The following is a 25,400-nucleotide window of genomic DNA, read 5'->3' as shown; positions in this document are numbered from 1 at the left end:
TGAATCATGGTCGACTATGTGAACAATATGGGCCTGTTACCTCGAAAAGGTGGCGGTTTCCTCCCCCAATCCCTTGTTCCTGAAAGAGCACCGAATGCCTGACTACACCGATATCCAATACGCCGTGAAGGACGGCGTAGCCACCCTGCGTATCAATCGGCCCGAGAAATACAACGCCTTCCGAGGCAGGACCTGCGATGAACTCATCGATGCGCTCCATAGAGCGGGATGGGACAAGTCGATCGGTGCAATCGTCCTTACCGGCGCCGGCGACAAAGCCTTCTGTACCGGGGGGGACCAGTCAGCGCACGACGGCGGCTACGACGGCCGGGGCGTGATCGGCCTGCCGGTCGAGGAGTTGCAGGGACTCATCCGTGAGGTGCCCAAGCCCGTGATCGCGCGGGTGAATGGATTCGCCATCGGCGGGGGCAATGTGCTGGTCACCTGCTGTGACTTGGCGATCGCCTCGGACAAGGCGATCTTCGGGCAGGTTGGCCCCAAGGTCGGTTCGGTGGATCCCGGGTTCGGCACGGCCTTCCTCGCCCGCGTGATCGGCGAGAAGAAGGCTCGGGAGATCTGGTATCTGTGTCGACGCTACAGCGCGCAGGAGGCGCTGGAAATGGGTCTGGTCAACGCGGTCGTGCCGCACGACAAGCTTGATGAGGAAGTGGAGAAGTGGTGTGCCGAGATCATGGAGAAGAGTCCCACAGCCATCGCGATCGCAAAGCGATCCTTCAATGCTGACTCGGACTCCATCCGCGGTATCGCATCGCTGGGGATGCAGGCGCTGGCTCTGTACTACAACACTCCCGAATCCCACGAAGGGGTGGAGGCATTCCTGCAGAAACGCAAACCAAACTTCCGCAGCAAACTATGAAATGAGCGCAGGGATCGAGCACTGCTCGCTCACCAAACGCCAGACGCTCTCGCGCCGGCATCCGGTTTAATCGAGCGCCGCTCCCGACAACTTGGCGATGCGGCTCCACCGCGCCACGTCCTGCCGCAATTGATCGGCCAGTTGCTCAGGCGTACCGGCCACCGGCTCGCCGCCCGCGTCGAGGATCTTCTGGCTGACGGTCGGGCTGCTGAGCACGGTCGTGATCGCGCGGTGCAGGTACGCCACGCGGTCGAGGGATGTGCCGGCCGGCGCGAAGAAGCCATACCAGTCGTCGTAGGTCATGTCCTTGAAGCCCTGCTCCTCAAGGGTCGGTACGCTTTTGAAGACGCCCACTCGCCGCGGGCTGCTCACTGCCAGTGCGCGCAGGCTGCCCTGGTTGATGTACCCCGCGACGGAAGAAGTGGAGGTGATCAACACCTGGACCTGGCCACCCAATACGTCGGCCAGCGCAGGCCCCGCACCCCGGTATGGCACGTGCGTCAGGTTGATCCCCGCGTCCTTCTCGAGCACGACGCCCAGCAGATGCGACAGCGTTCCATTGCCGGGCGATGCGTATGTCACCGCGTGACTCCTCGAGACGGCACGCAGGTCGGCGATGGACTTGATGGGAGAAGCTGCGGGCACAACGACTGCAATCGGCGCCGCATTGACCTGCGTGATCGGCAAGAAGCTGCGGACCGCATCGAAGCCGGGCGCCTTGTACAGCGTGGGGTTGACCGCCATGATCGAAACCTGCGACAGCAGGACGGTGTAGCCATCGGCCTTGGCATCGGCCACGTACTTTGTGCCGATATTGCCGCCCGCACCCCCGCGGTTGTCGGCGACCGCTTGCTGCCCGGTGACTTGCGCAAGCTCGTTCGAGACGAGCCGTAAGTGGAAGTCATTGCCACCGCCCGGCGGGAACGGAGACACCAGCCGGATCGGCTGACTCGGGAAGTCGCCTGCGCGCGGAAGCACGTTGGCCAGCGAAGGCAGGGCCAGCGAACTGAGCGCGGCACCGAGAGTTGCGACGAACTCGCGCCGATTCGCGACATGGTTGGAAGGCATGTGAGGTCTCCTCGTTATCGGTGGATTGATGAAGGGCCAGTCGGTGTGCTAGAGGGCGGCGAAGCCTCGACCCAGGTCGGCGATCAGGTCCACCGGGTCTTCCAGCCCGATGTGCAGGCGCACTACCGGACCGCGTGCGCTCCAGTCCGTGACGGAGCGCGCGCGCTGCATGTTGGCGGCCGTCACCAGGCTTTCGTAGCCGCCCCAGGATGCGCCGAGGCCGAACAAGGACAGGCTGTCGATGAAGCGGTCGACAGCCGCTGGCCCGGTTCCTGGCTGCAGTTCGATCGAGAGCAGTCCGTTCGTGCCGGTGCAGTCCCGCTTCCACAGCGCGTGGCCCGGGTCGGCCGGCAGCGCCGGACAGAACACGGCGCGCACTTCGGCACGCCCGGCGAGCCATTGAGCCACCTGCAAGGCATGCTGCTCGTGCATCTGCAGCCGCGGCGCGAGCGAGCGCATTCCGCGCAGCACCAGCCAGGCGTCGTCAGGACTCGCAGTCATGCCGAATGCCTCGCAGCGCTGTTGGAGGGGCTGCCACACGTCCTTCGTCGTCGAGACGGTCCCCATCGTCACGTCGGAGTGACCCGACAGGTACTTGGTGGCGGCGGTCACGGAGATGTCGGCGCCCAGCGCCAGCGGGCGGTAAAGCACCCCGCAGCCCCAGGTGTTGTCGGCGGCGACCAGCGCGCCCCGCCCGTGGGCGAATCGCGCAAGTTCCGGCAGGTCGCACATCTCGTAGACAAGCGATCCGGGGCATTCGGCAAAGACCATGCGCGTGCCGGCTTGCCAGCGCTGTTCGAGGTCGGACCCATCCGCTGCGAAGAACGTCGTGCGGATGCCGTAGGGCTCCAGGAAGCTCCTCGCCAATGCGCGAGCCGGCTCGTACACGCCATCCGACATGAGCAAATCGTCGCCGGGCTTGAGGTAAGCCAGGAGCGTGAAGCCGATGGCCGCGAGGCCGCTCGGGAAAAGGCGCGTGCGATAGGCGCCCTCCAGCTCGCTCACGGCGTCTTCAAGCGCGAAGGTGGTCGGCGTGCCGCGGGCGCCGTAGGTGAAGAGTCGCTCGCTGTCGCGCCGTGAGCGCATGTCGCGCTGCTGCGCGGTATCCGCGAAAAGCACCGTGCTGGCGCGCACCAGCGGTGGGTTCACCGCATGGCCGCCGGAAGAGACCCCATCCTTGCCCGCCTGAACCAGGCGCGTCTGCAATCCCCGGCCCTTGCGATCCGCTTCATCGGTCATGTGAGCGCTCCGCCGCGGGCAGCCGGAAGGCGGCGATCTCCTGGTCGTCGAGTTGTGCCACCAATCCCGTCTCCCACGCGAGATAGCGGCGCGCGGCCTCCTTGTTGCCATCGTGGCGATCGTGCACGAAGAAGAGGAAGTCGATGCAGTCCGCATCTGGCGGCGTGCCAGTTGTCGCTTCCACGGGCAGGCCCGCTTGCCGCCACGCGGGCAAGCCGCCTTTGAGCAGCAGCGGCTGCGGCAGCGTCTGCGGCCATTCGGTTTCCACGGCCCATCGCGCTGCGGCGTCGTCATCCGCAACGATCACGACCGGGCGGCGTTCGTCGCGCAGGGCTTCAGCCAGGCGCGGACGGATCGTCCATGTCGCCCCCGCGATGTGGGCCTTGCGGAATTCCATGCTGCCGCGCAGGTCGATGATGGCGATCTCGTGCCGATCGGCAAGACGAGCGGCTTCGATTGCGTCGATGCGGGCCGGTGCAGGCGGCGACTGCGTTGCAGTCCGCGACGGCAGCGCGAGGCCACTGGCCAGGCCTTCTTGCAGCACCCACGCCTCATGCCCCATCTGCCGCAGCCAGCTCGCCACAGTGGGCGCGCGGACGCCGTCGTCATCGAACAGCACAAGGCGGGCGCCGCGAACCCCGACGTACTGATCGAACGCCTGCATCAACTGCCCGCCGGGCGTGTGCTGCGCGCCGGGCAGGCTGCCCTGCGCGAACTCTTCGGGCATGCGGACGTCGCAGAGGTACAAGGTGCGGTCGTGTTGCGCGGCCCACTCGCGCACGGTGGCGGCGTCAACGCTTGCTGCGCTGAAGCGCGCCGCCAGCTTTCGTGCGTTGTCGCGCAGCACGGTCGTACCGCTGTCCGGCGCATAGGTTCGCGTGCCGCCGTGCTCCAGCGCATGGTCGCGCAAGTACCAGCCCTGGGTGCCGTTCTCGAGCGCGTACACCGGATTGCGCAGGCCGAGGTTGATCAGCGTCTGCGCGCCGATGATGCTGCGCGTGCGTCCGGCGCAGTTCACCACGATCGGCGTACTCTCGTCCGGCACGATCGATTTGATCCGATATGGAAGTTCGCCGTTTGGGCAGCACAGTGCCGTCGGGATGTTCATCTTGCGGAACTCGCTGAACGGCCGGCCGTCCAGCACCACGAGCTGCTCGCCCCTGGCGAGCCGTTGCGCCAGGTCGTCCGCGCTGATGCGCGGCGTGCGATAGGCGTGCTCCGCCAATTCGCCGAAGCTCTTGGACGGCAGGTTCACACCGGCGAAAAGCGCGTATCCCGCAGCCTGCCACGCGCGGGTGCCGCCTTCGAGCACGCACACGTTCGTCCAGCCGAGCGCTTCCAGGCGGGCTGCGGCCCGCCGTGCGACGTCGAAGCTATCGTGAGCGCCGCTGTCGTAGACCACGCAGCGCACGCTGTTGCGGGGGACGAGACGCCAGATGTCCAGCTCCAGGCGGCTGAAGGGCAGCGGGACGGCATAGAACAAGTGCGATTCGCCGAACTGGCCGTGTTCGCGCACGTCCAGCAGCGCGATCTCGCCGCCATCGTGCAGCCAGGCCTTGAGGATCAGAGGGGAAATCGTTGCAGTCACGATGTTTCCGGTTCAGCGGCGCGTTTGCACGCCGATATCCATCGTCTTGCAGGTGCCGGCGACCAGATCGAAGGCCGTGCGGCGGTCCAGCGTCTCCAGGGCGCGGCCATACATGTGCAAGTGACGGATCACCTGATCGCCCCGGATCTCGACAGAGTGGATGTCGTCGGGCATCAGCGCGATGCCGGCTCCCGGTGCGACCACGATGCATTCGCGCTCCCGCAAGCGCGCAATGCCCGGCACATTGCCTTCGTCGAGCCGTTCGTAGACGCGGTTGTGTTCCGTACCTTCCACTGCGGCGATGCAGGCCCAGGTCGTATGGTCGTGCGGGACGATCTTCTTGCCCGGCCGCATAACGTTGAGATAAAGCGCGTAGCTCTGGTCCGAGTCTTCCGCGATCAGGTAGCGATTCTGGTGCTCACCCGGCTCCGGTGCCTCGAATCCGGACCACAACTCGCGACGGGACGCAAGCTCCAGCAACGTGGCCAGCACCTGTTGCAGCTTCGCGCGGTCGGGGCCGCTCGTTCCGATGATGGACTTCATTCGCGCGATCGCGGACTGGACTGCCTGCGCGCGCTCTTCGATGGTGATGGACACCTGGTGCTCCTCTTGTTCCGGTGGGGAAATCTAGCCGCACTGTACGAAGCGACGCCGCCCCGATCAATGCAGTACTGTCAGTCAATCCATCAGTAAAATTGAACTATGGCCTCGCTGGACCTCGACCTGTTGCGCACCTTGTGTGCGATCGCATCGTTCGACAGCTTCGGCGCGGCAGCGGTGCAGCTCGGCCGCACGCAATCCGCCGTTACGCAGCAAATGCAACGGCTCGAGGAGCAGGTCGGCCATGCCTTGTTCGAGAAGCACGGTCGCGGCAAGCGGCTCACCGAGCACGGCAGGCGGCTGCTGGCGTACGCGCGCCAGCTCCTGGCGATTCATGATGAAGCCCTGCGCGTGGTCCAGCAGGGGGGGCTCGTCGGACACTTGCGCATCGGCGCGCCGCACGATGTGGCGGACACGGTGCTGCCGCCCTTGCTGTCGGAGGTCGTGCGCAACTGGCCCATGCTGCAAGTCAGCATCCAGGTCGGCCGCAGCCCCTTTCTGGCGGAGGCCTTGCGCCGGGGCGACATCGACATGGCGATCAGCAACCGTGCCGAAGAGGACTTCGAGGGGCTGCCGTTGCGCAGCTCTCCCACCGTGTGGCTGTGCGCGGCCGACTACCTGCACCAGCTGGGGCAACCCATTCCGCTGGTAATGGTCGACGGGCCCAGCATCTTCCGCAAGCTGGGGCAGGAGGCACTGGAGGCGGCCGGCATCCCCTATGTCCAGCGCTACTCCTCCAGCAGCCTGATCGGCATCCGGGCTGCACTGCGGGCCGGGCTGGGTGTCACGGCACGCGGGGTCGAGCAGCTCGATGCCAGCCTGCGCGTCCTCGGGCCCAACGAGGGCATGCCTGCCCTGCCCGATCTCGTCTATTCGCTCTACGTGCGTCGGCATGTGGCCAACAACGTCACGCGCGAGGTCTACGAGCACCTTCGCGCTCGTCTGCGGCCGGGCGCCGCGTTCGCCTGAGTCCGCCTAAGGCCACCCGCGGCCTGATCGACGCCAAGGTGCTCGGCGGCATGAAGCGCGGCTCAGGGCGTGTCATGGCAATTTCGGCAGACCCAATGGTGGCCCGGGCACTGGCTGATGGGGGCGTTGAGGTACCCACATCCTGCGAGCAAAGACGCCGTGCCCCTCCCCTGCGAGATCACCTAGATCCGTGCGCCAGCCGACTCCAACGCGGGCTTGACGCTTTCCAGCGCCCCGCCCCCATCGCAGGGGATCAGCGCGCCCGAGATATAGCTGGCATAAGGCGACGCCAGGAACAGCGCAAGGTTCGCGATGTCGTCAAGGCTGCCGAATCGTTTGAGCGGCACCGCGTTGCGCGCTGCCTCACGCTCGCTTTCGGATGGCGCCATCAGTTTGCGAAACCCCTCGGTACCATCGATCGGCCCAGGCGAGATGGAATTGACTCGCACGCCCTGCGCTCCCCACTCGAGCGCGAGCACGCGTGTGAGCTGGTCGACGCCGGCCTTGGCGGCGCAGGCGTGCGCCTGGTAGCGCATCGGCACGAAAGATTGCGGCGCGGTGATATTGATCACCGCCGCACCGGGCTTGCGCAGATGCGCATGCGCCTGTCGCAGCACGTGAAAGCTTCCGACCAGATCGATGTCGACCACCACGCGAAAGCCGTTCGACGACATGTCCTTGGCTTCGCACAGGAAGTTGCCCGCGGCGCCGGACACGAGGACGTCGATCGGACCAAACCGATCGACCGCCCCCTTCAGCGCCGCACCCACCGCATCGTCATCGCGTACGTCGGCCGTGGTGCCGAACACCTTCCCGCCGTGGCTGCGCAGATCGGCCGTCGCGGCCTCGACGTTCTCCACCTTGCGGCTCGCCACCGTGAGATGGGCTCCCTGGCGCGCGAACGCATGCGCGATGCCGAAGTTGATGCCGGTCGTGCCGCCGAACACCACCACATGACGTCCACTGAAATCGAAATCCACCTGCATGAGACTGACCTTCTTGTTACGCGAACTGGTAGCGCGGTGATGCGGCCGCCGGACCGCCATAGAGTGCGAGCTTGCGGCTTCCCGCGAACATTGATTGGGGCGTGAGCCCTTCGGGGTCAGCCGACAGCGCGGGACCGGCCGCGCCAGTAAGGTTCGCGCAGCACGCGCTTGAGGATCTTTCCGCTCGGGTTGCGCGGCAGCTCGGCGACGAAGTCGACCGACTTCGGGCACTTGTAGTGCGCGAGGTTTGCGCGCATGAATTCGATGATGTCGCGCGGTGTCACCGCAGAGCCGGGACGCGGCACCACGCAGGCCTTGACCGCCTCGCCCCAGGTCTCGTCGGGCACGCCGATGATCGCGCCGTCGGCCACGGCCGGGTGGCGCATCAGCACGTTCTCGACCTCGGCCGGATAGATGTTCTCGCCGCCCGAGACGATCATGTCCCTGATGCGGTCGTTGATGAACAGGTAGCCGTTCTTCAGGTAGCCGCCATCGCCCGACCGGAACCAGCCGCCGTTGGCGTTGCGGCCTTCGGGGTACGCCGCCGCCGTCGCTTCGGGGTTGCGCCAGTACTCCTTGAGGTTGCGCTCGGACTCGATCCAGATCTCGCCGGTCTCGCCCTCGGGCAGGTCTTCGAGCGAGATCGGATCGACGATGCGCAGCCGCCCCCCGCCGATCGGCCGCCCCGCGGAGCGCAGCAGTTCGGCATCGCCGCAGCGATGATCTTCAGGCATCAGGAAGGTGGCCGGCCCCGAGACCTCGGTGAGCCCGTAGACCTGCAGGAACTTGCAGCCGAAGGCTTCGAAGGCCTGGTTGAGCACCGTCTCGCTGACCGGCGATCCGCCATAGGCAATGACCTGCAGCGTCCGGTAGTCGCCCCTGCATGCATCGGGCGACTGCAGCATGAAGAGGATCATCGCCGGCACGATGAAGGTGTGCGTGATGCCGTGATCGCCGATCGCTTTGATGTATGCGGCCGGATCGAATTCCGAATGCGCCGAGGTCTGCCCGCCGGTGTAGAGCGTGAGCAAGAGCATGGTCATGCCCGCGACATGGAACACCGGCAGCGGGTTGCCGATCACGTGGCGGCTGTCGAACTCCCATTCCTTCGACACCACGCGCGAGGTCGAGATGAGGCCCGCATGCGTGAGCACGATGCCTTTCGGCAGCCCGGTCGTGCCCGAGGAATAGAGCTGCAGCGCGGCGTCGTTCGCTTCGGCCTCGACGGGCGTGAAGTCTGCCGATTGCTCCGCGTACCAGCTCTCGAACGATGGGAGACCGTCGAGCGATTGTTCCGTGCACACCAGCGTGATCACGCGCGGCAGGTCAGCCTGGCGCACCGTCGGAATGAAGGCCATGTCGGCCATCAGGAAAGGCGCTTCGCCGTTCTGCAGGATGTAGGCGATCTCCGGGCCCGACAGGCGCCAGTTCACCGGCATGCAGACCGCGCCGACCTTGCAGGCCGCCAGTGTCAACAGCAGGGTCGGCGTGTGATGCCTCGTGAGCACCGCCACGCGACTGTCGCGCCCCACGCCCATCGCCACGAACGCATTGGCGATGCGGCTGGTCAGACGCTCCACGTCGGCGAATGTCAGACGGTGGTCGCCCGTTCGGTAGGCCACTGCATCCGGCCGCTCGTGCAACTGGCGCTTGAGGCCATCGATCAGCGTACGGTCTTCCATGCTTGTCTCCGGTCCCATCTTTTCTTGTTCAAGCCGTCGGGTCGGTGTGTTCAACGGCCGGTCCATGTCGGTTCTTGCGCCTTTCGTCGAAAGAGGCGAGGCCTTCTTGCGCGATCGCTTCGATTTCGGCAACGACGCGGCCGGCCGCGACCTGCTCGCCGGTCGCCACATGCACCGCCGTGAGCTTGCCGCTCACCGGTGCGGTGTGGACGTGTTCCATCTTCATCGCCTCCAGCGTGACGATCGGCTGGCCGGCCTGCACGAGTTGGCCGATATCGGCGAGGACCGCGACCACGCGCCCGTTCATCGAGGCCCGCAGCTTGCCGTCGCCGCCGCTCTCGCCTTGGCGGGCCGAAGCGGCGCGTGTCTTGTCTTCGACGCGCAGCGCAAGGCCTCGGTACTGGATCAGCAGTGTCGCGCCGTCGCGGTGATACGCGGCACCTTCGAGCACGCCGTCGCAGACGAAGCGCACCGCATCGTCGGAGAGCGAGGCAAGCTCGACCACGAAGGTCCTGCCGTCGATCGTCACATCGAAATTCCGATGGCTGCCGAGGGTCACGCTCGCGTTGCGCACCGTGCCGCCGAGGTCGAAGCGCAGCGAGATCGGCAGCTTGTGCGGCATACGCCGCCCCGGAGGCCGATGGCGCCCGTCGCCGGTGGTTTCGTGCAGCAGCACCGATACAAGCGCCGCCGCCCTTTCGCGCGCCTGCACATCGGGTGCGAGCAATGCATCCTGGTGCTGGCCGATGAACGCCGTGGTGGCGCCCCCGGCGGCAAACACCGGGTGCAGCAGGCAACTGCGCAGAAAGGCCTGATTGGTCGTCACGCCGAGCACCACCGCATCTTCGAGGCCGGAGGCCAGCTTGCGGCGTGCTTCGTCGCGCGTGCGGCCATGGCTGATGAGCTTGGCGATCATCGAGTCGTAGAACGACGGCACTTCGCTGCCGGAACGCAGGGCGTCCTCCACGCGCAACTGCGCGGGCATCTTCCAGAGCGCAACGGTGCCACTTTGCGGCATGAAGCCCCTGTCGGCGTCCTCCGCGCACAGGCGCACTTCGATCGCGTGGCCCGAGAAGCGGACGTCCGCCTGTGCAATCGGCAGCGGCTCGCCAGCCGCAACCCGCAGTTGCAGCTCCACGAGGTCGAGCCCGGTGATCGCCTCGGTCACCGGATGCTCCACCTGGAGCCGTGTGTTCATCTCCATGAAATAGAAGTTGCCTTCGCGGTCGAGCAGGAATTCGAGCGTCCCTGCACCCTCGTAGCGAATCGCCTTGACGGCGGCCACCGCGGTCGCGCCCATGCGTGCGCGCAACTCGGCATCGACCGCGGGCGAAGGCGCTTCCTCGACCACCTTCTGGTGCCGTCGCTGCACCGAGCAGTCGCGCTCGCCGAGGTGGATCGCGTTGCCGTGTCGGTCCGCGAAGATCTGGATCTCGATGTGGCGCGGCAGGGTGATCGCGCGCTCGAGGATCACTTCCGGATCGCCGAAGGCGCTCTGCGCCTCGGAGCGTGCGCTGCGCAGCAGGCCCGGGAACTCCCTGGCCGACGACACGAGCCGCATGCCGCGGCCGCCGCCGCCGGCCGTGGCCTTGATCATCACCGGGAAGCCGATGCGCGTGGCCTCCTGCGCGAGCCGCTCCTCGCTCTGGTCCTCGCCCTGGTAGCCGGGAATGCAGGGCACGCCGGCCGCCTGCATCAGCGACTTGGCACCGGCCTTGTTGCCCATCGAGACGATGGCCTCGGGCGAAGGGCCGATGAAGACCAGGCCTGCGTCCCTGCAGGCCTGCGCGAAGTCCTCGTTCTCCGCGAGGAAGCCGTAGCCCGGGTGCACCGCATCGGCGCCGGTGAGCTTCGCCGCCTCGATGATGGCCGGGATGCGCAGGTACGACTGCGCCGGCAGCGGCTCGCCGATGCAGACGGCCTGGTCGGCCTCCTGCACGTGGCGCGCGCCGGCGTCGGCGGTCGAGTACACGGCCACCGTGCGGTAGCCGAGCGCGCGTGCGCTGCGGATCACGCGCAGTGCGATCTCGCCGCGGTTGGCGATCAGGATCTTGTGGAACGGCGTCGCGTATGAGGTTGGGGCGGTCATGAATCGGGGTCCGTGATGAATGGCGTTGTACCGGTCACTGCGTCCATGGCGTGCTCAGGGCCGGGCGACCGAGAACTGCATCTTCTGCGGCTGGCGCAGCTCGGCGTCGCGGCAGATCGAGAGCACCTTGGCGAGCACCGCACGCGTGTCCCGCGGATCGATCACGCCATCGTCAAGGACGTGCGCACTGGTCGTGAAGACGCTCATCTGGCTGTCGAAGCGGTCGATGATGCGGCGCTCCATTTCCTGCAGCTTCTCGCGGTCGACCTCGCCGCCCTTGCGCTTCATCGCGGCCTCGGTCACGTTGACCATGGTCTGTGCCGCCTGCTCGCCGCCCATCACCGCTGTCTTCGCGTTCGGCCACGAGAAGCAGAAGCGCGGATGGAAGCCGCGACCGCACATGCCATAGTTGCCCGCGCCGAACGAGGCGCCGCAGTAGATCGTGATCTGCGGCACGGTGGCATTGGTCACCGCCTGGATCATCTTCGAGCCGTGCTTGATGATGCCGCCCTCCTCGTAGGCCCTGCCGACCATGAAGCCGGTCGTGTTGTTGAGGTAGAGGATCGGCGTCTTCGCCTGGCAGCAGGCCTGGATGAAGTGCGTGGCCTTGGTGGCGCCGGCCGGGTCGATCGGACCGTTGTTGGTGATGATGGCCAGCGGAAGGCCTTCGATCTTGATGTGGCCGCAGACGGTGGCGCTGCCGTAGTTCTCGCCGAACTCGAGGAACTTCGAGTCGTCGGCGATGCGCGCGATCACCTGCTTCATGTCGACCGGGCGCTTGGGGTCCATCGGCATGATGCCCAGAAGCTCCTCGGCGTCGTAGCGCGGTGGCTTGAAGCGGCGAGGCGGCTCCAGCGGCATGTCGCGGTTCCAGTCGATGTGTGCCAGGATCTCGCGCGCGATGCGTATGGCGTCGCGATCATCCTCCGCGAGGTAGTCGCCAAGCCCGGAGATCGACGTGTGCATCACGGCGCCCCCGAGTTCCTCTTCCGTCGCGATCTCGCCCGTGGCGGCCTTGAGCAGCGGCGGCCCGGCAAGGAAGGCCCGCGAGCGGCCGCGCACCATCACGATGTGGTCCGACAGGCCCGTCTGGTAGGCGCCGCCGGCCGTCGAAGAGCCGTGCGTGACGGTGATCACCGGAAGTCCCGCTGCCGACATCCGCGCGAGGTTGCGGAACAGATTGCCGCCGGTCACGAACTCCTCGACCTTGTAGGTCATGAGGTTGGCGCCCGCGCTTTCTACCAGCTGCACGTAGGGCAGCTTGTTCTCGAGCGCCAGCTCCTGGATGCGCAGCTGCTTCGGAATGCCCATGGGCTGCAGCGCGCCGGCATCGATGCCGGAGTCGGAGGCATTGATCATCACGCGCACACCCGAGACCCAGCCGATGCCTCCGATCACGCCACCGCCGGGCACGCTCTTCTCCATGTCGGGGTTGTCCAGACCAAGGCCTGCAAGGGAGGAAATCTCGAGGAACGGCGTGCCCGGATCGAGCAGCAGCGACAGGCGCTCACGCGGCAGCAGCTGGCCCCGCTTCTCGAAGCGTTCACGCGACCTGGCAGAGGCATTGACGGTGCGCTGTTCGTAGCCGTGCACGCGCTCGATCAGCGCCAGCATGCCTTCGCGATTGGCCTTGAAGGCCTCGCTGCCTGGGGAGATGGTCGATTCGATGGTGGCCATGTTCTTGGGATGTGTGTGTTGCAGGGACTTTAGGCAGCGGGGCCCGCGCGGTCTTGCGCGAACTGGCTGATGTGCTTCGACTCAGCCGCGCAGGCGGACCCGCAGCTTGGGAATGAGCGCCGCGGGTCCATAGGACCGCTTGCTGCGCCGGAAGCCCGCAAGGCCCATGTCCTGCTCGAAGTTGAGCCAGTCGACAGGACGCGTGAAGTTCCGGCAGAAGTGCTGGAACATGTAGGGATAGATGCCGATGTGCGTATCCAGGCCCTTGGCGAAGCGCATTGCGTAGACGCGGGGCTGAAGCGCCTGCGCGAGCACGAAGCCCACGGGCAGGCCGTCCGCGAAGTGCACGAAGCCTTCGAGGCCGAGGCGCGCGGCATGGGCGATCGCCTCGATGCAGGCCTGTTCGTCGGCTTCTCCCGCCGACTTTCCCTTCTGCCTCATCCAGCCTTGCAGCACCTCTTGCGCCGCCGTGCAGTGCGATTCATCGAAGGGCTTCGCATGCAGGCGATGTGCACCGAGCAGTTGGCGGATCTGGCTGCGCTTGTGCGCCAATGCCCGGCCCGGGTAGTCGGTGAATTGCCGGGCGGCGTAGAGATAGTCGGCGTCGTCGGGCGAGTCGGTCTGGCTGAAGAGACCCGGCGGCAGCCTCTGTGCATCGCACCGCGCGAGCGGGTAGAGGCAGTCATGTCCGCGGAGCAGCTCACGCAGCACATCGACCGGCGCATCGGCCGGCGAAAACAAGGGCATCAGGTGCCGCACGCCGTCATAGGTCCGGCCTGAAATGCAAGGCCACTCGCCCGGCAGGTAGCGATAGTCGTGCGCGTCGCGGAACAGATAGAGATTCGAGAAGGTGCGATCCGACAGGCACTGCTCGGCGCTGCCCTCGCGCAGGCGTGAGAGCGCCGCCTCGATCGGCGCCTGCATCTCGAGCGCCAGCGGAAGGCCCGTCATGCGACGTCGTAGACCACCTTGCGCACGCCGGGTACCGGCGGATCGGCCGGCGGACCCGCAAAGCACTGCGCGATCGAGAGCCATTGCGTTGCACTGCCTTCCGTGCATCGCAGGTCCGCGTCGGCGAGATTGCGCCTTTGCGTGACGACGAGACAGAAGTCGAGCGCCGAGCCGCGCACCGATTCGCTCGACGCGGGATCGCCCCAGCGCCAGGCGCTGCCATCCGGTGCCTGCAGTTCGATGAAAGGCATGACCTCCGGAACCGGCAGCTTGCGATTGACGAAGGTCCAGCCGAAGGTCGTGACGCCGATGTGTGCGATGTGCCTGAGCCGGCCTGTCAGCGGACGCCGGCGGCGCACCACGTCCCATACATCCTGCCCGTGGGCCCAGGTCTCCATGAGGCGTGCGGTGGCGAACGAGCGCGCGCTCATCGTCGGGCCATACCACGGCAGGCGCGCCTTCGGGTCGAGGGCCGCGAGCACGTCGACGAGCCGTATCGCGATCGGCTCCCAGTGCGCGAGCAATGCCGCGCCGCCCAGGTGGCCGTACTTCTCGCGCGCAATGGCGCTGATCTCCTTGCCGGTGTCCAGCATGGCGTTCAGCGCGACGGTGTCGCGGGCGAAAGCCTTCGCATCCGTGGCGGCCAGCAGCGCGGTCTCGTCGAAGAAGCAGAGATGGGCGACCTCATCCCACGGCGTCCAGCCGTAGAACGCACTTTGCAGGCGCCATTGGGCGGGCGTGAGCGTGCGGCAGAGGTCGGCGAGTTCGCGGTATTCGGCGCGGAGGTCGGTGGCAGTGTCCTTCATCGTGTCGAAGGCTATCCGCAGCGGGGCGAACGGTCTTGCGCGGACTGGCTGCGCACCAGGCTGCCTGGTGTCGCTCAGCCACTGAACGCAAGCCAAACGCGGCCAGGCTGTTCTAGCCTCGGGAGGCCCTCCTTCCTCATCCCACCATGCACATCACATCCAATGCCTCGCACCTTCCCGATACGCTCTATGCGGCTTTGCAGGACGCGGCTCAGCGATACCCCGGCGTGGCGGCCTATATCGATTCGGATCAGGCCCATCGGTTTGCTGAGATGCAGGCAGCAGCCGACCTGCTTGCAACAGCCATGCTCCGCCTGGGACTGAGCCGGGGTGACCGCATTGCGATCCTCGCGTACAACCAGATCGAATGGCTGCAGCTCTTCTTCGCAGCCGCGCGCATCGGTGTCGCCGTGGTCGCCCTCAGTCCCCGATACAGGGATGCGGAGATCGAGTACATGCTCGCCGACAGTCGCGTTCGCGCCGTCTTCACCATGTCTCGCGCCGAGGACTTCGACTACCTCGCGATGTTCGAGCACTTGTCTGCACGGCTGTCCGAGCTGCGCGACGTCATCGCCATCGGAGGCGTACGGTTCCGCGAGCTGGCCGCCGTGGCGCCCGATCCGTTCCGGCTGGCCAGCGCGGCGCAGGACGTTTCGCCGGATGACCTTGCCATGGTCATCTACACCTCCGGAACGACGGGCCGCCCGAAGGGCTGCGCGCTGACCCACGCGAGTCTGCTCGCCTCCGCACGCGCTCAAGCGCGCCACACGCGCATCCAGCCGGGCGAACTGTTGCAACTCTCGAACCCCTTGAATCACGTGGGGGGAATCACCTGCGGGGTGCTGTCCCAGATGGTCGCGGGAGGAAGCTGCGAGCTGGTGCCGGTGTTCAAGGCGAAGACAGTGCTCGACATGATCCGACGCCGTCCACCGGCGATCCTGGTCGGCGTGCCGACGATGATGACGCTGCTGCTCACGCACCCCGAAGCACCGCAGATCGACCTGAATACGGTGCGGCTCATCATCACCGGAGGATCCAACGTCGATCAGACGCTTCTGTCGCACCTGCGCCAACGAATGCCCCGCGCGACGGTCATGAACCTTTACGGCCTGTCGGAGGCGTCGGGCGCCCTGGTGATGACGCCATGGGCCTGCTCCGATCGGAATCTCATGGAGACCATCGGCACCGCGCTGCAGGGGGCCGAAGTGCGAATCACGGATCCCGGCGGCCGTGCGCTCTCACCCGGCCAGATCGGCGAACTGCAGTTTCGCGGCCTGGGGGTGGTGCGGGACTACATTGGCGCCGCGTCGAATCCGGACGCATTCGCGGGCGGCTGGCTTCGGACGGGCGACCTGGGTTCGATGGATGAGCGCGGCTACATCACGTTGAAGGGCCGGATGAAGGACATGTACATCCAGGGTGGATTCAACGTGTACCCGGCCGAGGTTGAGGCGCTCATCGCCACACACCCGAATGTGCTGATGGTTGCGGGCATCGGCATTCCCGATCCCGTGCTTGGCGAGGTCGGCCGCTACTTCGTGATCCCCAAGGAAGGCTGCCAGCTCGATGCCGCGGAGATCGTCGCCTGGTGTACGGGCAAGATCGCGGACTACAAGTTGCCAAGGCAGGTCGAGCTGCGCACGCAGTTGCCGCTGACGCCAGCCGGCAAGATTCACAAGGCGCAACTGCGCGCCGAAACTGCCCAGTCCGCGATGCATTGACGCCCGGGCCGAAGACGCGCAGCGAGTTGGCACAAGCAATTCGCGAGCTCGGGCGATAAGCTCAAGCGCATCCACCAAGCACGGAGAAAGCGCGGAGTCCATGACTGAATCCACAAGCAAAGACAAGGTCGTTCGAATCGGGGGTGCCTCCGGCTTCTGGGGCGACAGCATGGTGGCCGCACCCCAATTGGTCGGGCGTGGAGAGATCGACTACCTGGTCTTCGACTATCTGGCCGAGACGACCATGGCGATCCTCGCGTCGGCGCGCGCCAGGAAACCGGAGATGGGCTACGCGACCGACTTCGTGGACATTGCGATGAAGTCGGTGCTTGCCGAAGTGAAGAGGCGCGGCATCAAGGTCATCAGCAACGCCGGCGGCATCAACCCGCAAGGGTGTGCCGACGCACTGCGGGCGCTGGCCCAGGCGGAAGGGATCGAGCTTCGCATCGCGGTGGTGGAAGGCGACGACGTCGCCGCGCAAATGCCTGCTCTGCGCGAGCGTGGCGTCACCGACATGTTCACTGGAGAGCCGTTGCCCGAGAAGGTCCTGAGCGCCAACGCCTACCTTGGCGCCTTGCCCATCGCGGCGGCCCTGGACGCGGGGGCCGAAGTGATCATCACCGGCCGCTGCGTGGACAGCGCCGTGACACTGGGCGCGCTCATGCACGAGTTCGGCTGGAAACCGGGCGACTACGATCTGCTGGCCTCCGGCAGCCTGGCCGGCCACATCATCGAATGCGGCTGCCAGGCGACGGGCGGACTGCATACCGACTGGGAGGAGATCCCGGACTGGGCGCACATGGGCTATCCGGTCGTCGAATGCCACGCCGACGGCAGCTTCGTGGTGACCAAGCCGCCGGGCACCGGCGGCAAGGTGATTCGCGCCGGCGTCGCCGAGCAGATGCTCTACGAGATCGGTGATCCCGGGGCCTATTTCCTGCCCGACGTCACATGTGACTTCCGCGAGGTGACCATCGAACAGCAGGGCGTCGACCGCGTGCGCGTCAGCCCCGCCAAGGGGCGGGCTCCCCTGCCCACCTACAAGGTCTCGGCAACGCAGCTGGATGGATTTCGCTGCGCCGGAAGCATGGTCGTGGTGGGGATCGATGCCGAGAAGAAGGCGCGGCGCACGGCCGAGGCCATCATCGAGCGCACCAGCGAGATCCTGCGCGACAGCGGCCAGGCGCCTTTCACGTCGACCTACGTCGAGGTCATCGGGTCCGAGTCGCTCTATGGACCCCATGCACGGACGCCGGCCGTGCGCGAGGTCATGATGCGCGTGGTGGCCAACCATCCGCAGAAGGCCGCGCTGGCCATGTTTGCGCGCGAGATCGCTCCCTCGGGCACCTCGTGGGCGCCGGGCACGACCAGCCCGGGCGGAGGCCGTCCTGCGGTGTCTCCCCTGATCAAGCCATTTGCCTTTCCGCTGGACAAGCGGGCAGTGCCTGTTTCGTATGTGCTCGATGGGAAGCGGCACGCCGTCGATGTGCCCGCCGAGACGGGAAACGCACTGAACGAGGATCGCGCTCCTGTGCCGTCCGCCTACGTCGAATCCGGAGAGGATCAGGAAGAGGTGCGGCTCGTCGAGCTCGCGTGGGCGCGCAGCGGCGACAAGGGGAATCTCTCGAACATCGGCCTCGTGGCACGCAAGGCAGACTGGTTGCCGCTGCTCTGGAGCCGGGTGACCCCCGAGCGGGTGCGTGCGTACTTCGATCATCTGGTGCACGGGAAGGTCGAACGCTTCTATCTGCCGGGCTCGGCGTCGATGAACCTGCTGCTGCATGAAGCGCTCGACGGCGGGGGGCCCTCCTCCATGCGCATGGATCCACTGGGAAAAGGCATGGGGCAGATGCTCCTGGACATGACTGTCCCGGTCCCGCGCAGCTTCGCGGATGAGCTGCGCAGATAGCCGGTTTCCGCCTCGTTTTCCGGCCCGATTCACCCTTTAGGGGAATTGCGGCTCAGGGGCCCACGGCGTCGAATCAACGCGAGTGATCCGATCACTCGCGAGATTCCACCCATAGGAGACGAGAAATCATGAGCAAAGCCCCCTACGAGCGTTCCGAAGTCCAGCCGGACCTGGATCGTCGCCGACTGAGCATCGCGGCACTTGCAGGCGTCGCGGGAACGGTCCTGCCGGCAGCATCGCGCGCGGCCACCGCGAGGCCATCCGAAGAGGTCGACGTCGACAACATCGCCTACCTGACGGCCGGCGAGGCGATCGCGAGGTTCAAGGCCAGGAAGCTCTCGCCGGTCGAACTGCTGCGGGCGCAGATCAAGCAGGTCGAAGCGTGGGAGCCCGCGCTCAAGGCACTCACCTACACCTATTTCGACGAAGCGCTGGAACAGGCGCGGATCGCGGAGCGCAAGTATGCGCGCGGCGAACCGGTCCGCCCGCTGGAAGGCATCACCTGCGCCATCAAGGACTATCACTCCGTCAAGGGCAAGATCACCACCTACGGCTCAAGGCTCTACAAGGACTTCGTTCCGGATCAAACCGCGCCGACTGTGGAGCGCCTTCTCGCCGCCGGAGCGATCATGCATTGCCGCACGACGACACCGGAGTTCGCGCATTCAGGCGTGACCGCTTCCTCGCTTTGGGGCGTCACGCACAACCCGTGGAACCCTGCGTATACCCCCGGCGGCTCGACAGGCGGAGGCGGCGCGGCCCTGGCCGCCGGCTACACGACCTTGTCGGACGGAACGGACGGCGGCGGGTCCATCCGCATCCCGGCTTCGATGAACGGCGTGTTCGGCTACAAGCCGCCATGGGGGCGCAACCCGAACGACCGCGAACACCCGAACGAGTGGCTGATCCACTACGGCGAACTGGCCCGCAGCGTCGGCGATTGCGCTCTGATGCAGAACGTCACATCCGGCCAGCATCCGGCCGACATGTCGTCCTTGCGGGACAAGGTGGTCATCCCGCCGACGTTCGCCGGCATCGCCGGAATGAGGATCGCGCTGTCGGTGGACCTGGGCTATTTCGCGGTCGACCCCGAAGTCGAGAAGAACACGCGCCATGCTGCGTCGGTCCTGCGTTCGCTCGGCGCCGTGGTCGACGAAGTCGACATCGGCTGGACGCAGGAAATCGAAGAGACATGGAACACCCGGTGGCAAGGTGTCTTCTATGCACTGGCAGGAAGCCTCTTGACCAAGTCGAGGAATGACGTGGACCCCTACGTGATCAAGATCCTCGAAGAAGGGAAGAAGGTCGATGTGTCCCGGTTCTACGGCCTGAACCTCGTGCGCCAGAAGATGTACGCGTCGCTCGCGAAGATCTTCGAGACCCACGATGCGCTGATCTGCCCGACAACAGCGACGACGAAGATCGTGGCCGGGCGCAGCAGCGAGGAACCGCTGGCCATCAACGGGAAGTCGGTGAACCCCTTCATCGGCTGGTTCATGACCTATCCGTTCAACCTCGTCGGCACTTTGCCGGTGATGTCGGTCCCGACCGGCTTCGACGGCCAGACCGGCGTTCCCACGGGGATGCAGATCGTCGGTCCTGCCTATGACGACCTGAAGGTGTTCCGCGTCGCGTCCGCGTTCGAAGGCGCAACGCGTCCCTGGCAGCATCGGCGGCCGAAGTTGATCGCCTAGCCTTGACACGCGCGGGTCGCGGGAGAACCATCGGGAACACCGGCGGCGCCAGCCCTGGCTGCAGAAAGAGGTGATCCATGACGTCTCTCATGTCGGACGAAGCTCCCGCCTCCCTGCAGGGCGACCTGACGGGAGGCCTGGCGGCGGACCTCGAGCAGGCTGCCGATCTCGAATCGGCTCTGGACGCGTTGCATCAGGCCTTGGCGGGCCTGGGCTTTTCATCTTTTGCCTATGGCAGGACCGCCATGCCGAGGCTGCCGGACGGAAGCCTCGCATCCCCGGTCGTGAAGACACGCTCTTTCCCGAGCCGTTGGGACCGGCACTGGAGCCATCTGTGCGACCCTTACTACAGGTTCTGCCTCAACACGACGCTGCCGCTCAAATGGATCGAGGTGCAGAGCGGCGAATGCCTGAGCGCCGGGGAGCGCGCCTGCGTCGACCATCTCAATGACAAGAACCTGCACTAGGGCATCACGATCCCGCTGCACATGCCGAATGGTTCGTTCGCCTTCGTGAGTGCGATCTCCGAAAACTCGACCACGTATCTCGACGGGTCGTCGCAGCCGACCGTCAATACGCTCTTCGCCCTGTGCCACTACTTCCAGAACACGTCGCTTCGAAAGTGGTTGTGGAACGACGCCGCCGCTTCGAAGGCATGGCTCAGCGCGCGCGAGAAGGAGTGCCTGTCCCTCGCCGCACAGGGAAGGACTTCGGACGACATCGCGCTGCTCCTGGGCTTGTCCTGCGAGACGGTGCGCTCCCACATGAAGCGTGCCATCGTGCACCTCAACGCATCGAACAGAGCGCATGCGATCGCCAAGGCGATCCAGCTTCGGCTCATCGACGTGCCGTTCGTCTAGGGCTTGCGTCGGCCTGCCTTGAAAAAATCTACTCGACGAACAGCAGCGCTGGGTCTTGCGTCCACAGTCGCGCCCAGCATGAACCGAAACGCGAACCTGCGCTGGCGCTGGCTGCCCGTGGAAGGCAGCTGGCGATATCACCTGCTGCTCGCGGCGGCGGGCATGCTGGTGCTCGGGCCGCTGGCCGGCGTGACCGCGGCGTACATGAACTTCTCGCTGGGCTTCTTCGTCGGCGGGCAGGTGCTCGCGGGGCTGCTCGGTTCGGCCGTCACCGCGGGCTATGGCGCGGCCGGCCGTCATGGCGCGAACTACATCCAGACCGCCGCGGCCTCGGTCGCGAGCATGAGCGGCTTGGGCGTGCTGCTGCAGGCCATGGCATGGCTCGGCCTGCCGCAACCGCCCGCCTGGCAAATGGTGCTGTATCTCACCTGCGTCGGCATGTTCGGCGTCGGCGTGGGCATGCTCTACACGCCGGTGCTGGTGGATCGCATGCGGCTCGCGTTTCCGTCGGGGCTCGCGGTCGCGAACATCCTTCGGGCGCTCACCGATCCCGATCTGCTGCGGCGCTCGGTGAAGCAGCTCGGCGGCGGTGCGCTGGTGGGCCTCGCGTCGGGGCTGGCCGCGAGCCGCCTGCCGCTGCTGGGTGCGATCGAGCTCTCGGCGTCCACCTTCGGTGCCGGGCTGGTGATCGGCGCGCGCATCGGCGTGCCGGCGGTGGTGGGCGGGTTGATCGGCCTCGCCCTGAAACCCTACTTCGTCGGCATCGGCTGGCTGCAGCCAGGCGATCCGCCGCGCAAGATCATGTTCCTGATCGCGCTCGGCACCATCATGGGGGCGGCGCTGATCGACCTCGTGCGGATCTTCGCGCAGGCGCTGCCGCGCGCGCGCCGCGAAGCCGCCGGCGGTTCATCTCCGCCGGCCGACGCGTGGAAGCGCGTGAACACGGCCCGCCTCGTGCTGTGGGTGCTGTCCTGGGCGATCGCCACCGTGGTCTGCGGGCACGTGCTGCTCGGCCAGCCGGTCCTCTATCTCGCGGTGGCGGTGGGGCTGGTCTTGCTGTTCGCGCTGGTCAACGGCATCTCGGTGGGCATCAGCGACTCCAATCCGATCTCGTCGGCCTTCGTGGTCACGGTGATCATCCTCGCCGCGCTCGGCCTGCGTGACCCCGGCGTGGGCCTGATGGCCGGCGCCGTGCTGCTGGTGGCGACCAGCGTGGCCTGCGACATGCAGCAGGACCGCTCCACCGGCTGGCGGCTCGGAACGCCGCGCGTGCTGCAGTTTCGCTACCAGGTGCTGGGCATCCTGATGGGCGCGACGATGGCCGTGGTGTTCGCGCGGCTCTTCATGGCGGCCTACCCGGTGCTGCTGCAGGACCAGACCGTGATGAAGGCCGAGCAGCAACCCGCCGAATGGGCCTCGGCCATGACCTACAAGCTCGTGGGCGTGCTGCGCGGCCTGACCAACGAGATGCCCCACCAGCGCACCGCGATCGGCATCGGCGTCGCGGCCGGCGCGGTGATCGAGCTGCTGCGCAAGTGGCTGCGGCCGCGCAGCTTCGTGCTCGATGCGATCGTGCTGCCATCGCCTTACGCGCTGTCGTTCGGCGGCTTCGTCAACCTGCCGACTTCGCTGTGGCTGGGCGCGGGCGGCGTGGCGGGCAGCCTGCTGGGCGCACGCACGCCACGACGCAAGGACCTGCCGCAGGACATGGGCAGCGCCTCCCTCTTCGGCGGCGGGCTGATCGCCGGCGATGCGCTGGCGGCGGTCGGGATCGGCATCGCGAGCCTCGTCGCGGCATTGGTCTAGCATGCGGGCGCATCGCATCAACAGCCAGGAAGCACAACCATGACATCCGAAAAAGTAGCACTCGTCACCGCCGGCGGCAGCGGCATGGGCGCGGCAGCCGCCGAACGCCTCGCGGCCGATGGCTTCAAGGTGGCCATCCTTTCATCGTCGGGCAAGGGCGAGGCGCTGGCGCAGCGGCTCGGCGGCGTCGGCGTCACGGGCTCGAACCAGTCGATCGACGACCTGCGCAAGCTCGTCGATCTGGCGATGAACCGGTGGGGCCGCATCGACGTTCTGGTCAACAGCGCGGGCCATGGTCCCCGCGCGCAGATCCTCGACATCAGCGACGAAGACTGGCATCGCGGCATGGACACCTATCTGATGAATGTCATCCGCCCGACGCGTCTCGTCGCGCCGGTGATGCAGCAGCAGAAGGCGGGCGCGATCATCAACATCTCGACCGCGTGGACCTTCGAGCCGAGCGCCCTCTTCCCGACCTCCGCGGTATTCCGCGCCGGGCTGGCGTCGTTCACCAAGATCTTCGCGGACACCTACGCGGCGGACAACGTCCGCATGAACAATGTGCTGCCGGGCTGGATCGACAGCCTTCCGGCCACCGAGCCGCGCCGCGATTCGGTGCCGATGAAGCGCTACGGCAAGCGCGAGGAAATCGCGGCGACGATCGCCTTCCTGGCGTCGGAAGGCGCTGCCTACATCACCGGGCAGAACATCCGCGTCGACGGCGGGCTCATGCGCTCGGTCTGATCGGTCATCACGCCCGGCGGCGCGGCGTTTTTTCGCGCCCCGATTCTGGCGGCAATGTGAGACGATTGCACCTGGTGCACCGACGAGGTTCGCATGATGCCGATCTCATGGAAGCGTCGCTTCATTCTGTTCATCAAGCGTTTCTGGCAGCCGACGAGCGCCTGCATGACCTGCATGCCGGGGAGCCTCGGCAACATCCTGAGCGCGCCCCACTGGGTTCTCGCGCTGCAGACCGGCTTGTTTACCGGCATCCTGGCGCTGGCCCTGACCTTCACGCCGGCGGTGAAGCTCTATGCGAACCGCCTCGGCAATGCGCTGCTGGTCGGGCTCCTGACGATGGTCGGCGACAGCTTCTCGCATCCGGGGCACTACGGCTTTCCCCGCCTGGAGGCCATCGTGACGGGGATCGTGTCCGGCCTGCTCGCGCTGGCCGGCTCCTATCTGTTCGAAGACCGCGCGCGGCGGCTGCGGGCACTCTGGGCGCGACTGCGCGGGCGCGAAGCGCTGCGGCGCTGAACGCTTTTGCTCAGTGCGGCAGACCGGGCTCGCCGAGCAGCTGCAGGATCGCCACCCGCACATGCTTCTGCATGGTCGAGACCGCGCGCCTGTCGCCGTTGAGGTGCCTGAGCAGGCACTGCTGGAACAGGCCGTCGAACACCGCATAGGCGACGCCCGGCGGCACCGTGAGCGGCCGGCCGCCCAGCTCGGAGAAGCGCACCATGACGCGCCAGATCATGCGTTCGAGGCTCTTGTCGATCTCGGCCACGTCGGCGCGGAAGGCGTCCTCGAACAGGGACTGCGAGCGCAGGTCGTACCACAGGCGGTGCAGCGGCGCCTCGTCGCGCACCGTGGCGCCGAGCGCATCGAGGAAGCCTTCCATCAGTTCCTCGAAGCGGGTGGATTCCTCGACCACCTGGTCGTAGCGCTTGACGCACACCGCCTTGTACTGCCGCACGCTGCACAGGATCAGGTCCACCTTGTCCTTGAAGTAGTAGTGCAGCACGCCGTGCGAGTACTCGGAGTTCTGCGCGATCTCGCGCAGGCTGGTGCGCGCGTAGCCGAGCGATGCGAGCGTCTGCAAGGTCGCTTCGCCGAGCTCGGCGCGGCGCTGCGAAAACTTGTCGACCTGAGAGCGGGAAATACGGTCCATCGGCAGTGTGGAAATCGTGAGGGCCCTCGGTGTTTACCCGAGGTGTGACGCTCGAAAAGATAGCACACGAGACGTGTTTTGACACATGCCCAGTTTTTTCTTGACACCTGTCAAGTCGACTCCTAGCATGGCCTCCGCTTCGTTTTCCAGATCCACGAATCACAACCGGAGACAAGACATGACGAAGATCGACCTGACCGGCCGCAAGGCCCTGGTCACCGGTGCCGCGCGCGGCATCGGTGCCGCGATTGCCAAGGCACTGACCGACGCCGGCGCGTCGGTGATGATCGGCGACGTGCTCGTCGATCTCGGCAAGGAAACCGCACACACGCTCGGCAGCGGCGGCGCCACCGCCCGCTTCGTGAAGCTCGACGTCACGAGCGACAGCGACTGGGAAGCCGCCGTCGCCGCCACGGTGAAGGAACTCGGCTCCTTCGACCTGCTCGTCAACAACGCCGGCATCGAGATCACCTCGCTAGTGATCGACGTCAAGGCCGAGGACCTGCGCCGCATGTTCGACGTCAACGCGGTCGGCACGCTGCTCGGCATCAAGCACGCGTTCCGGGCGATGAAGCCCGGCGGCGCGGCAGGCCACGGCGGCTCGATCGTCAACATCGCATCGGTGGCCGCGACGATCGCCTTTCCCGCCATTGCCGGCTATTCGGCCACCAAATCCGCGGTGGACCGCATGACGCGCATCGCCGCGAACGAGTCGGGCAAGCTGGGCTACGGCGTGCGCGTGAACTGCGTCTATCCCGGGCTGGTGCCGACCGAGATGGGCATGAAGCTCGCGAACGACATCGTGGCCGCGGGGCTCGCACCGAGCGTCGACGCGGCCGTGGCGGACGTGATCGGGCAGACGCCGCTGGGGCGTCTCGGCGAAGTCGGCGACATGGCCGATGCGGTCGTGTTCCTGAGTTCCGACGCCGCGCGCTTCATCACCGGCATCGGGCTGCCGGTCGACGGCGGCATGGGCATGTAGCC

General features: G+C 66.5%; 22 protein-coding genes. 11 read left to right on the top strand and 11 right to left on the bottom strand.

The genetic code is table 11. The annotated features are described in order from the left end of the window. Window positions 1–94: 94 nt before the first annotated feature. A complete protein-coding gene (gene badI, locus VAR608DRAFT_RS10305; protein ID WP_088953985.1) occupies window positions 95–877 on the top strand; it encodes a 2-ketocyclohexanecarboxyl-CoA hydrolase in 783 nt (260 codons plus the stop codon). 66 nt (window positions 878–943) lie between these two features. Here the strand turns inward: badI and VAR608DRAFT_RS10300 are convergent, their stop codons facing one another. The 4 genes from VAR608DRAFT_RS10300 to VAR608DRAFT_RS10285 are packed head-to-tail and all read right to left on the bottom strand — an operon-like array spanning window position 944 to window position 5,369. Further along, window positions 944–1,945, bottom strand: coding sequence for a Bug family tripartite tricarboxylate transporter substrate binding protein (locus VAR608DRAFT_RS10300; RefSeq protein WP_088953984.1), 1,002 nt, complete (start codon window positions 1,943–1,945; stop codon window positions 944–946). Between the two features lie 48 nt (window positions 1,946–1,993). Further along, on the bottom strand, window positions 1,994–3,184 hold the full coding sequence (gene metC / locus VAR608DRAFT_RS10295; RefSeq protein ID WP_088953983.1) for a cystathionine beta-lyase: 1,191 nt from the start codon (window positions 3,182–3,184) through the stop codon (window positions 1,994–1,996). Then, on the bottom strand, window positions 3,174–4,772 hold the full coding sequence (locus VAR608DRAFT_RS10290; protein ID WP_088953982.1) for a rhodanese-like domain-containing protein: 1,599 nt from the start codon (window positions 4,770–4,772) through the stop codon (window positions 3,174–3,176). The genes metC and VAR608DRAFT_RS10290 overlap by 11 nt, the downstream gene beginning before the upstream one ends. A gap of 12 nt (window positions 4,773–4,784) precedes the next feature. Continuing rightward, window positions 4,785–5,369: a cysteine dioxygenase family protein gene (locus VAR608DRAFT_RS10285; protein ID WP_088953981.1), complete on the bottom strand. Its 585-nt coding sequence runs from the start codon at window positions 5,367–5,369 to the stop codon at window positions 4,785–4,787. Window positions 5,370–5,474: 105 nt separating this feature from the next. Between VAR608DRAFT_RS10285 and VAR608DRAFT_RS10280 the strand changes: the two genes are divergently transcribed. Further along, window positions 5,475–6,341 carry a LysR substrate-binding domain-containing protein gene (locus VAR608DRAFT_RS10280; RefSeq protein WP_088953980.1) on the top strand — a complete coding sequence of 289 codons (867 nt, stop codon included), beginning with the start codon at window positions 5,475–5,477 and terminating at the stop codon, window positions 6,339–6,341. A gap of 182 nt (window positions 6,342–6,523) precedes the next feature. Here VAR608DRAFT_RS10280 and VAR608DRAFT_RS10275 read toward each other — a convergent pair whose 3' ends face one another. The 6 genes from VAR608DRAFT_RS10275 to VAR608DRAFT_RS10250 form a co-directional block, all read right to left on the bottom strand. Beyond that, window positions 6,524–7,327, bottom strand: a complete 804-nt coding sequence (locus VAR608DRAFT_RS10275) for an SDR family oxidoreductase (RefSeq protein ID WP_088953979.1) — start codon at window positions 7,325–7,327, stop codon at window positions 6,524–6,526. Window positions 7,328–7,443: 116 nt separating this feature from the next. Continuing rightward, window positions 7,444–9,009 carry an AMP-binding protein gene (locus VAR608DRAFT_RS10270; RefSeq protein WP_172843832.1) on the bottom strand — a complete coding sequence of 522 codons (1,566 nt, stop codon included), beginning with the start codon at window positions 9,007–9,009 and terminating at the stop codon, window positions 7,444–7,446. A 28-nt stretch (window positions 9,010–9,037) separates the two neighbouring features. Then, window positions 9,038–11,098, bottom strand: coding sequence for an acetyl-CoA carboxylase biotin carboxylase subunit (locus VAR608DRAFT_RS10265; protein WP_088953978.1), 2,061 nt, complete (start codon window positions 11,096–11,098; stop codon window positions 9,038–9,040). Window positions 11,099–11,152: 54 nt separating this feature from the next. Beyond that, entirely contained in the window at window positions 11,153–12,775 is a 1,623-nt protein-coding gene (locus VAR608DRAFT_RS10260; RefSeq protein ID WP_088953977.1) for an acyl-CoA carboxylase subunit beta, read from the bottom strand. Between the two features lie 81 nt (window positions 12,776–12,856). Beyond that, window positions 12,857–13,726 carry a phosphatidylglycerol lysyltransferase domain-containing protein gene (locus VAR608DRAFT_RS10255; protein WP_157730789.1) on the bottom strand — a complete coding sequence of 290 codons (870 nt, stop codon included), beginning with the start codon at window positions 13,724–13,726 and terminating at the stop codon, window positions 12,857–12,859. Further along, window positions 13,723–14,532: a TIGR03084 family metal-binding protein gene (locus VAR608DRAFT_RS10250; RefSeq protein WP_088953975.1), complete on the bottom strand. Its 810-nt coding sequence runs from the start codon at window positions 14,530–14,532 to the stop codon at window positions 13,723–13,725. The genes VAR608DRAFT_RS10255 and VAR608DRAFT_RS10250 overlap by 4 nt, the downstream gene beginning before the upstream one ends. Window positions 14,533–14,678: 146 nt before the next feature. On the opposite strand from VAR608DRAFT_RS10250, the gene VAR608DRAFT_RS10245 reads away from it, so the two are divergent. From VAR608DRAFT_RS10245 to VAR608DRAFT_RS10210, 8 genes are all read left to right on the top strand, one after another. Beyond that, complete coding sequence (locus VAR608DRAFT_RS10245; protein ID WP_088953974.1) at window positions 14,679–16,253, top strand: class I adenylate-forming enzyme family protein; 1,575 nt, start codon at window positions 14,679–14,681, stop codon at window positions 16,251–16,253. 100 nt (window positions 16,254–16,353) lie between these two features. Further along, the gene (locus VAR608DRAFT_RS10240; RefSeq protein ID WP_088953973.1) at window positions 16,354–18,162 is read left to right on the top strand and encodes an acyclic terpene utilization AtuA family protein; all 1,809 of its coding nucleotides are present in this window, start codon (window positions 16,354–16,356) and stop codon (window positions 18,160–18,162) included. A 128-nt stretch (window positions 18,163–18,290) separates the two neighbouring features. After that, complete coding sequence (locus tag VAR608DRAFT_RS10235; protein ID WP_088953972.1) at window positions 18,291–19,856, top strand: amidase; 1,566 nt, start codon at window positions 18,291–18,293, stop codon at window positions 19,854–19,856. A 77-nt stretch (window positions 19,857–19,933) separates the two neighbouring features. After that, window positions 19,934–20,323, top strand: a complete 390-nt coding sequence (locus VAR608DRAFT_RS10230; RefSeq protein ID WP_088953971.1) for an autoinducer binding domain-containing protein — start codon at window positions 19,934–19,936, stop codon at window positions 20,321–20,323. A gap of 21 nt (window positions 20,324–20,344) precedes the next feature. Beyond that, complete coding sequence (locus VAR608DRAFT_RS10225; protein WP_088953970.1) at window positions 20,345–20,716, top strand: response regulator transcription factor; 372 nt, start codon at window positions 20,345–20,347, stop codon at window positions 20,714–20,716. Between the two features lie 78 nt (window positions 20,717–20,794). Then, the gene (locus VAR608DRAFT_RS10220; RefSeq protein WP_231973407.1) at window positions 20,795–22,522 is read left to right on the top strand and encodes an OPT/YSL family transporter; all 1,728 of its coding nucleotides are present in this window, start codon (window positions 20,795–20,797) and stop codon (window positions 22,520–22,522) included. 39 nt (window positions 22,523–22,561) lie between these two features. Beyond that, a complete protein-coding gene (locus tag VAR608DRAFT_RS10215; RefSeq protein ID WP_088953969.1) occupies window positions 22,562–23,266 on the top strand; it encodes an SDR family oxidoreductase in 705 nt (234 codons plus the stop codon). Window positions 23,267–23,362: 96 nt separating this feature from the next. Further along, entirely contained in the window at window positions 23,363–23,782 is a 420-nt protein-coding gene (locus VAR608DRAFT_RS10210; RefSeq protein WP_088958711.1) for a hypothetical protein, read from the top strand. A gap of 10 nt (window positions 23,783–23,792) precedes the next feature. Here the strand turns inward: VAR608DRAFT_RS10210 and VAR608DRAFT_RS10205 are convergent, their stop codons facing one another. Beyond that, on the bottom strand, window positions 23,793–24,416 hold the full coding sequence (locus tag VAR608DRAFT_RS10205) for a TetR/AcrR family transcriptional regulator (RefSeq protein WP_088953968.1): 624 nt from the start codon (window positions 24,414–24,416) through the stop codon (window positions 23,793–23,795). A 178-nt stretch (window positions 24,417–24,594) separates the two neighbouring features. Here VAR608DRAFT_RS10205 and VAR608DRAFT_RS10200 point away from each other — a divergent pair, with 178 nt between their 5' ends. Beyond that, window positions 24,595–25,398, top strand: coding sequence for an SDR family NAD(P)-dependent oxidoreductase (locus VAR608DRAFT_RS10200; protein WP_088953967.1), 804 nt, complete (start codon window positions 24,595–24,597; stop codon window positions 25,396–25,398). The last annotated feature ends 2 nt before the right edge of the window (window positions 25,399–25,400 follow it).

The organism is Variovorax sp. HW608 (genome assembly GCF_900090195.1).
In the GTDB taxonomy this organism is placed as follows: Bacteria; Pseudomonadota; Gammaproteobacteria; order Burkholderiales; family Burkholderiaceae_C; genus Variovorax.
The sequence above is the reverse complement of the archived record's forward strand: the minus strand, read 5'-3'. Positions and strand labels throughout refer to the sequence as shown.

Bases quoted from the DNA above. Each gene is read 5' to 3' on its own strand.
- VAR608DRAFT_RS10300 (WP_088953984.1), bottom strand. From the start codon at position 1,945: ATGCCTTCCAACCATGTCGCGAATCGGCGCGAGTTCGTCGCAACTCTC.
- metC (WP_088953983.1), bottom strand. From the start codon at position 3,184: ATGACCGATGAAGCGGATCGCAAGGGCCGGGGATTGCAGACGCGCCTG.
- VAR608DRAFT_RS10250 (WP_088953975.1), bottom strand. From the start codon at position 14,532: ATGAAGGACACTGCCACCGACCTCCGCGCCGAATACCGCGAACTCGCC.
- VAR608DRAFT_RS10230 (WP_088953971.1), top strand. From the start codon at position 19,934: ATGACGTCTCTCATGTCGGACGAAGCTCCCGCCTCCCTGCAGGGCGAC.
- VAR608DRAFT_RS10235 (WP_088953972.1), top strand. From the start codon at position 18,291: ATGAGCAAAGCCCCCTACGAGCGTTCCGAAGTCCAGCCGGACCTGGAT.
- VAR608DRAFT_RS10280 (WP_088953980.1), top strand. From the start codon at position 5,475: ATGGCCTCGCTGGACCTCGACCTGTTGCGCACCTTGTGTGCGATCGCA.
- VAR608DRAFT_RS10220 (WP_231973407.1), top strand. From the start codon at position 20,795: ATGAACCGAAACGCGAACCTGCGCTGGCGCTGGCTGCCCGTGGAAGGC.
- VAR608DRAFT_RS10260 (WP_088953977.1), bottom strand. From the start codon at position 12,775: ATGGCCACCATCGAATCGACCATCTCCCCAGGCAGCGAGGCCTTCAAG.
- VAR608DRAFT_RS10270 (WP_172843832.1), bottom strand. From the start codon at position 9,009: ATGGAAGACCGTACGCTGATCGATGGCCTCAAGCGCCAGTTGCACGAG.
- VAR608DRAFT_RS10225 (WP_088953970.1), top strand. From the start codon at position 20,345: ATGCCGAATGGTTCGTTCGCCTTCGTGAGTGCGATCTCCGAAAACTCG.
- VAR608DRAFT_RS10210 (WP_088958711.1), top strand. From the start codon at position 23,363: ATGCCGATCTCATGGAAGCGTCGCTTCATTCTGTTCATCAAGCGTTTC.
- VAR608DRAFT_RS10255 (WP_157730789.1), bottom strand. From the start codon at position 13,726: ATGACGGGCCTTCCGCTGGCGCTCGAGATGCAGGCGCCGATCGAGGCG.
- VAR608DRAFT_RS10245 (WP_088953974.1), top strand. From the start codon at position 14,679: ATGCACATCACATCCAATGCCTCGCACCTTCCCGATACGCTCTATGCG.
- VAR608DRAFT_RS10205 (WP_088953968.1), bottom strand. From the start codon at position 24,416: ATGGACCGTATTTCCCGCTCTCAGGTCGACAAGTTTTCGCAGCGCCGC.
- VAR608DRAFT_RS10275 (WP_088953979.1), bottom strand. From the start codon at position 7,327: ATGCAGGTGGATTTCGATTTCAGTGGACGTCATGTGGTGGTGTTCGGC.
- VAR608DRAFT_RS10215 (WP_088953969.1), top strand. From the start codon at position 22,562: ATGACATCCGAAAAAGTAGCACTCGTCACCGCCGGCGGCAGCGGCATG.
- VAR608DRAFT_RS10200 (WP_088953967.1), top strand. From the start codon at position 24,595: ATGACGAAGATCGACCTGACCGGCCGCAAGGCCCTGGTCACCGGTGCC.
- badI (WP_088953985.1), top strand. From the start codon at position 95: ATGCCTGACTACACCGATATCCAATACGCCGTGAAGGACGGCGTAGCC.
- VAR608DRAFT_RS10265 (WP_088953978.1), bottom strand. From the start codon at position 11,098: ATGACCGCCCCAACCTCATACGCGACGCCGTTCCACAAGATCCTGATC.
- VAR608DRAFT_RS10240 (WP_088953973.1), top strand. From the start codon at position 16,354: ATGACTGAATCCACAAGCAAAGACAAGGTCGTTCGAATCGGGGGTGCC.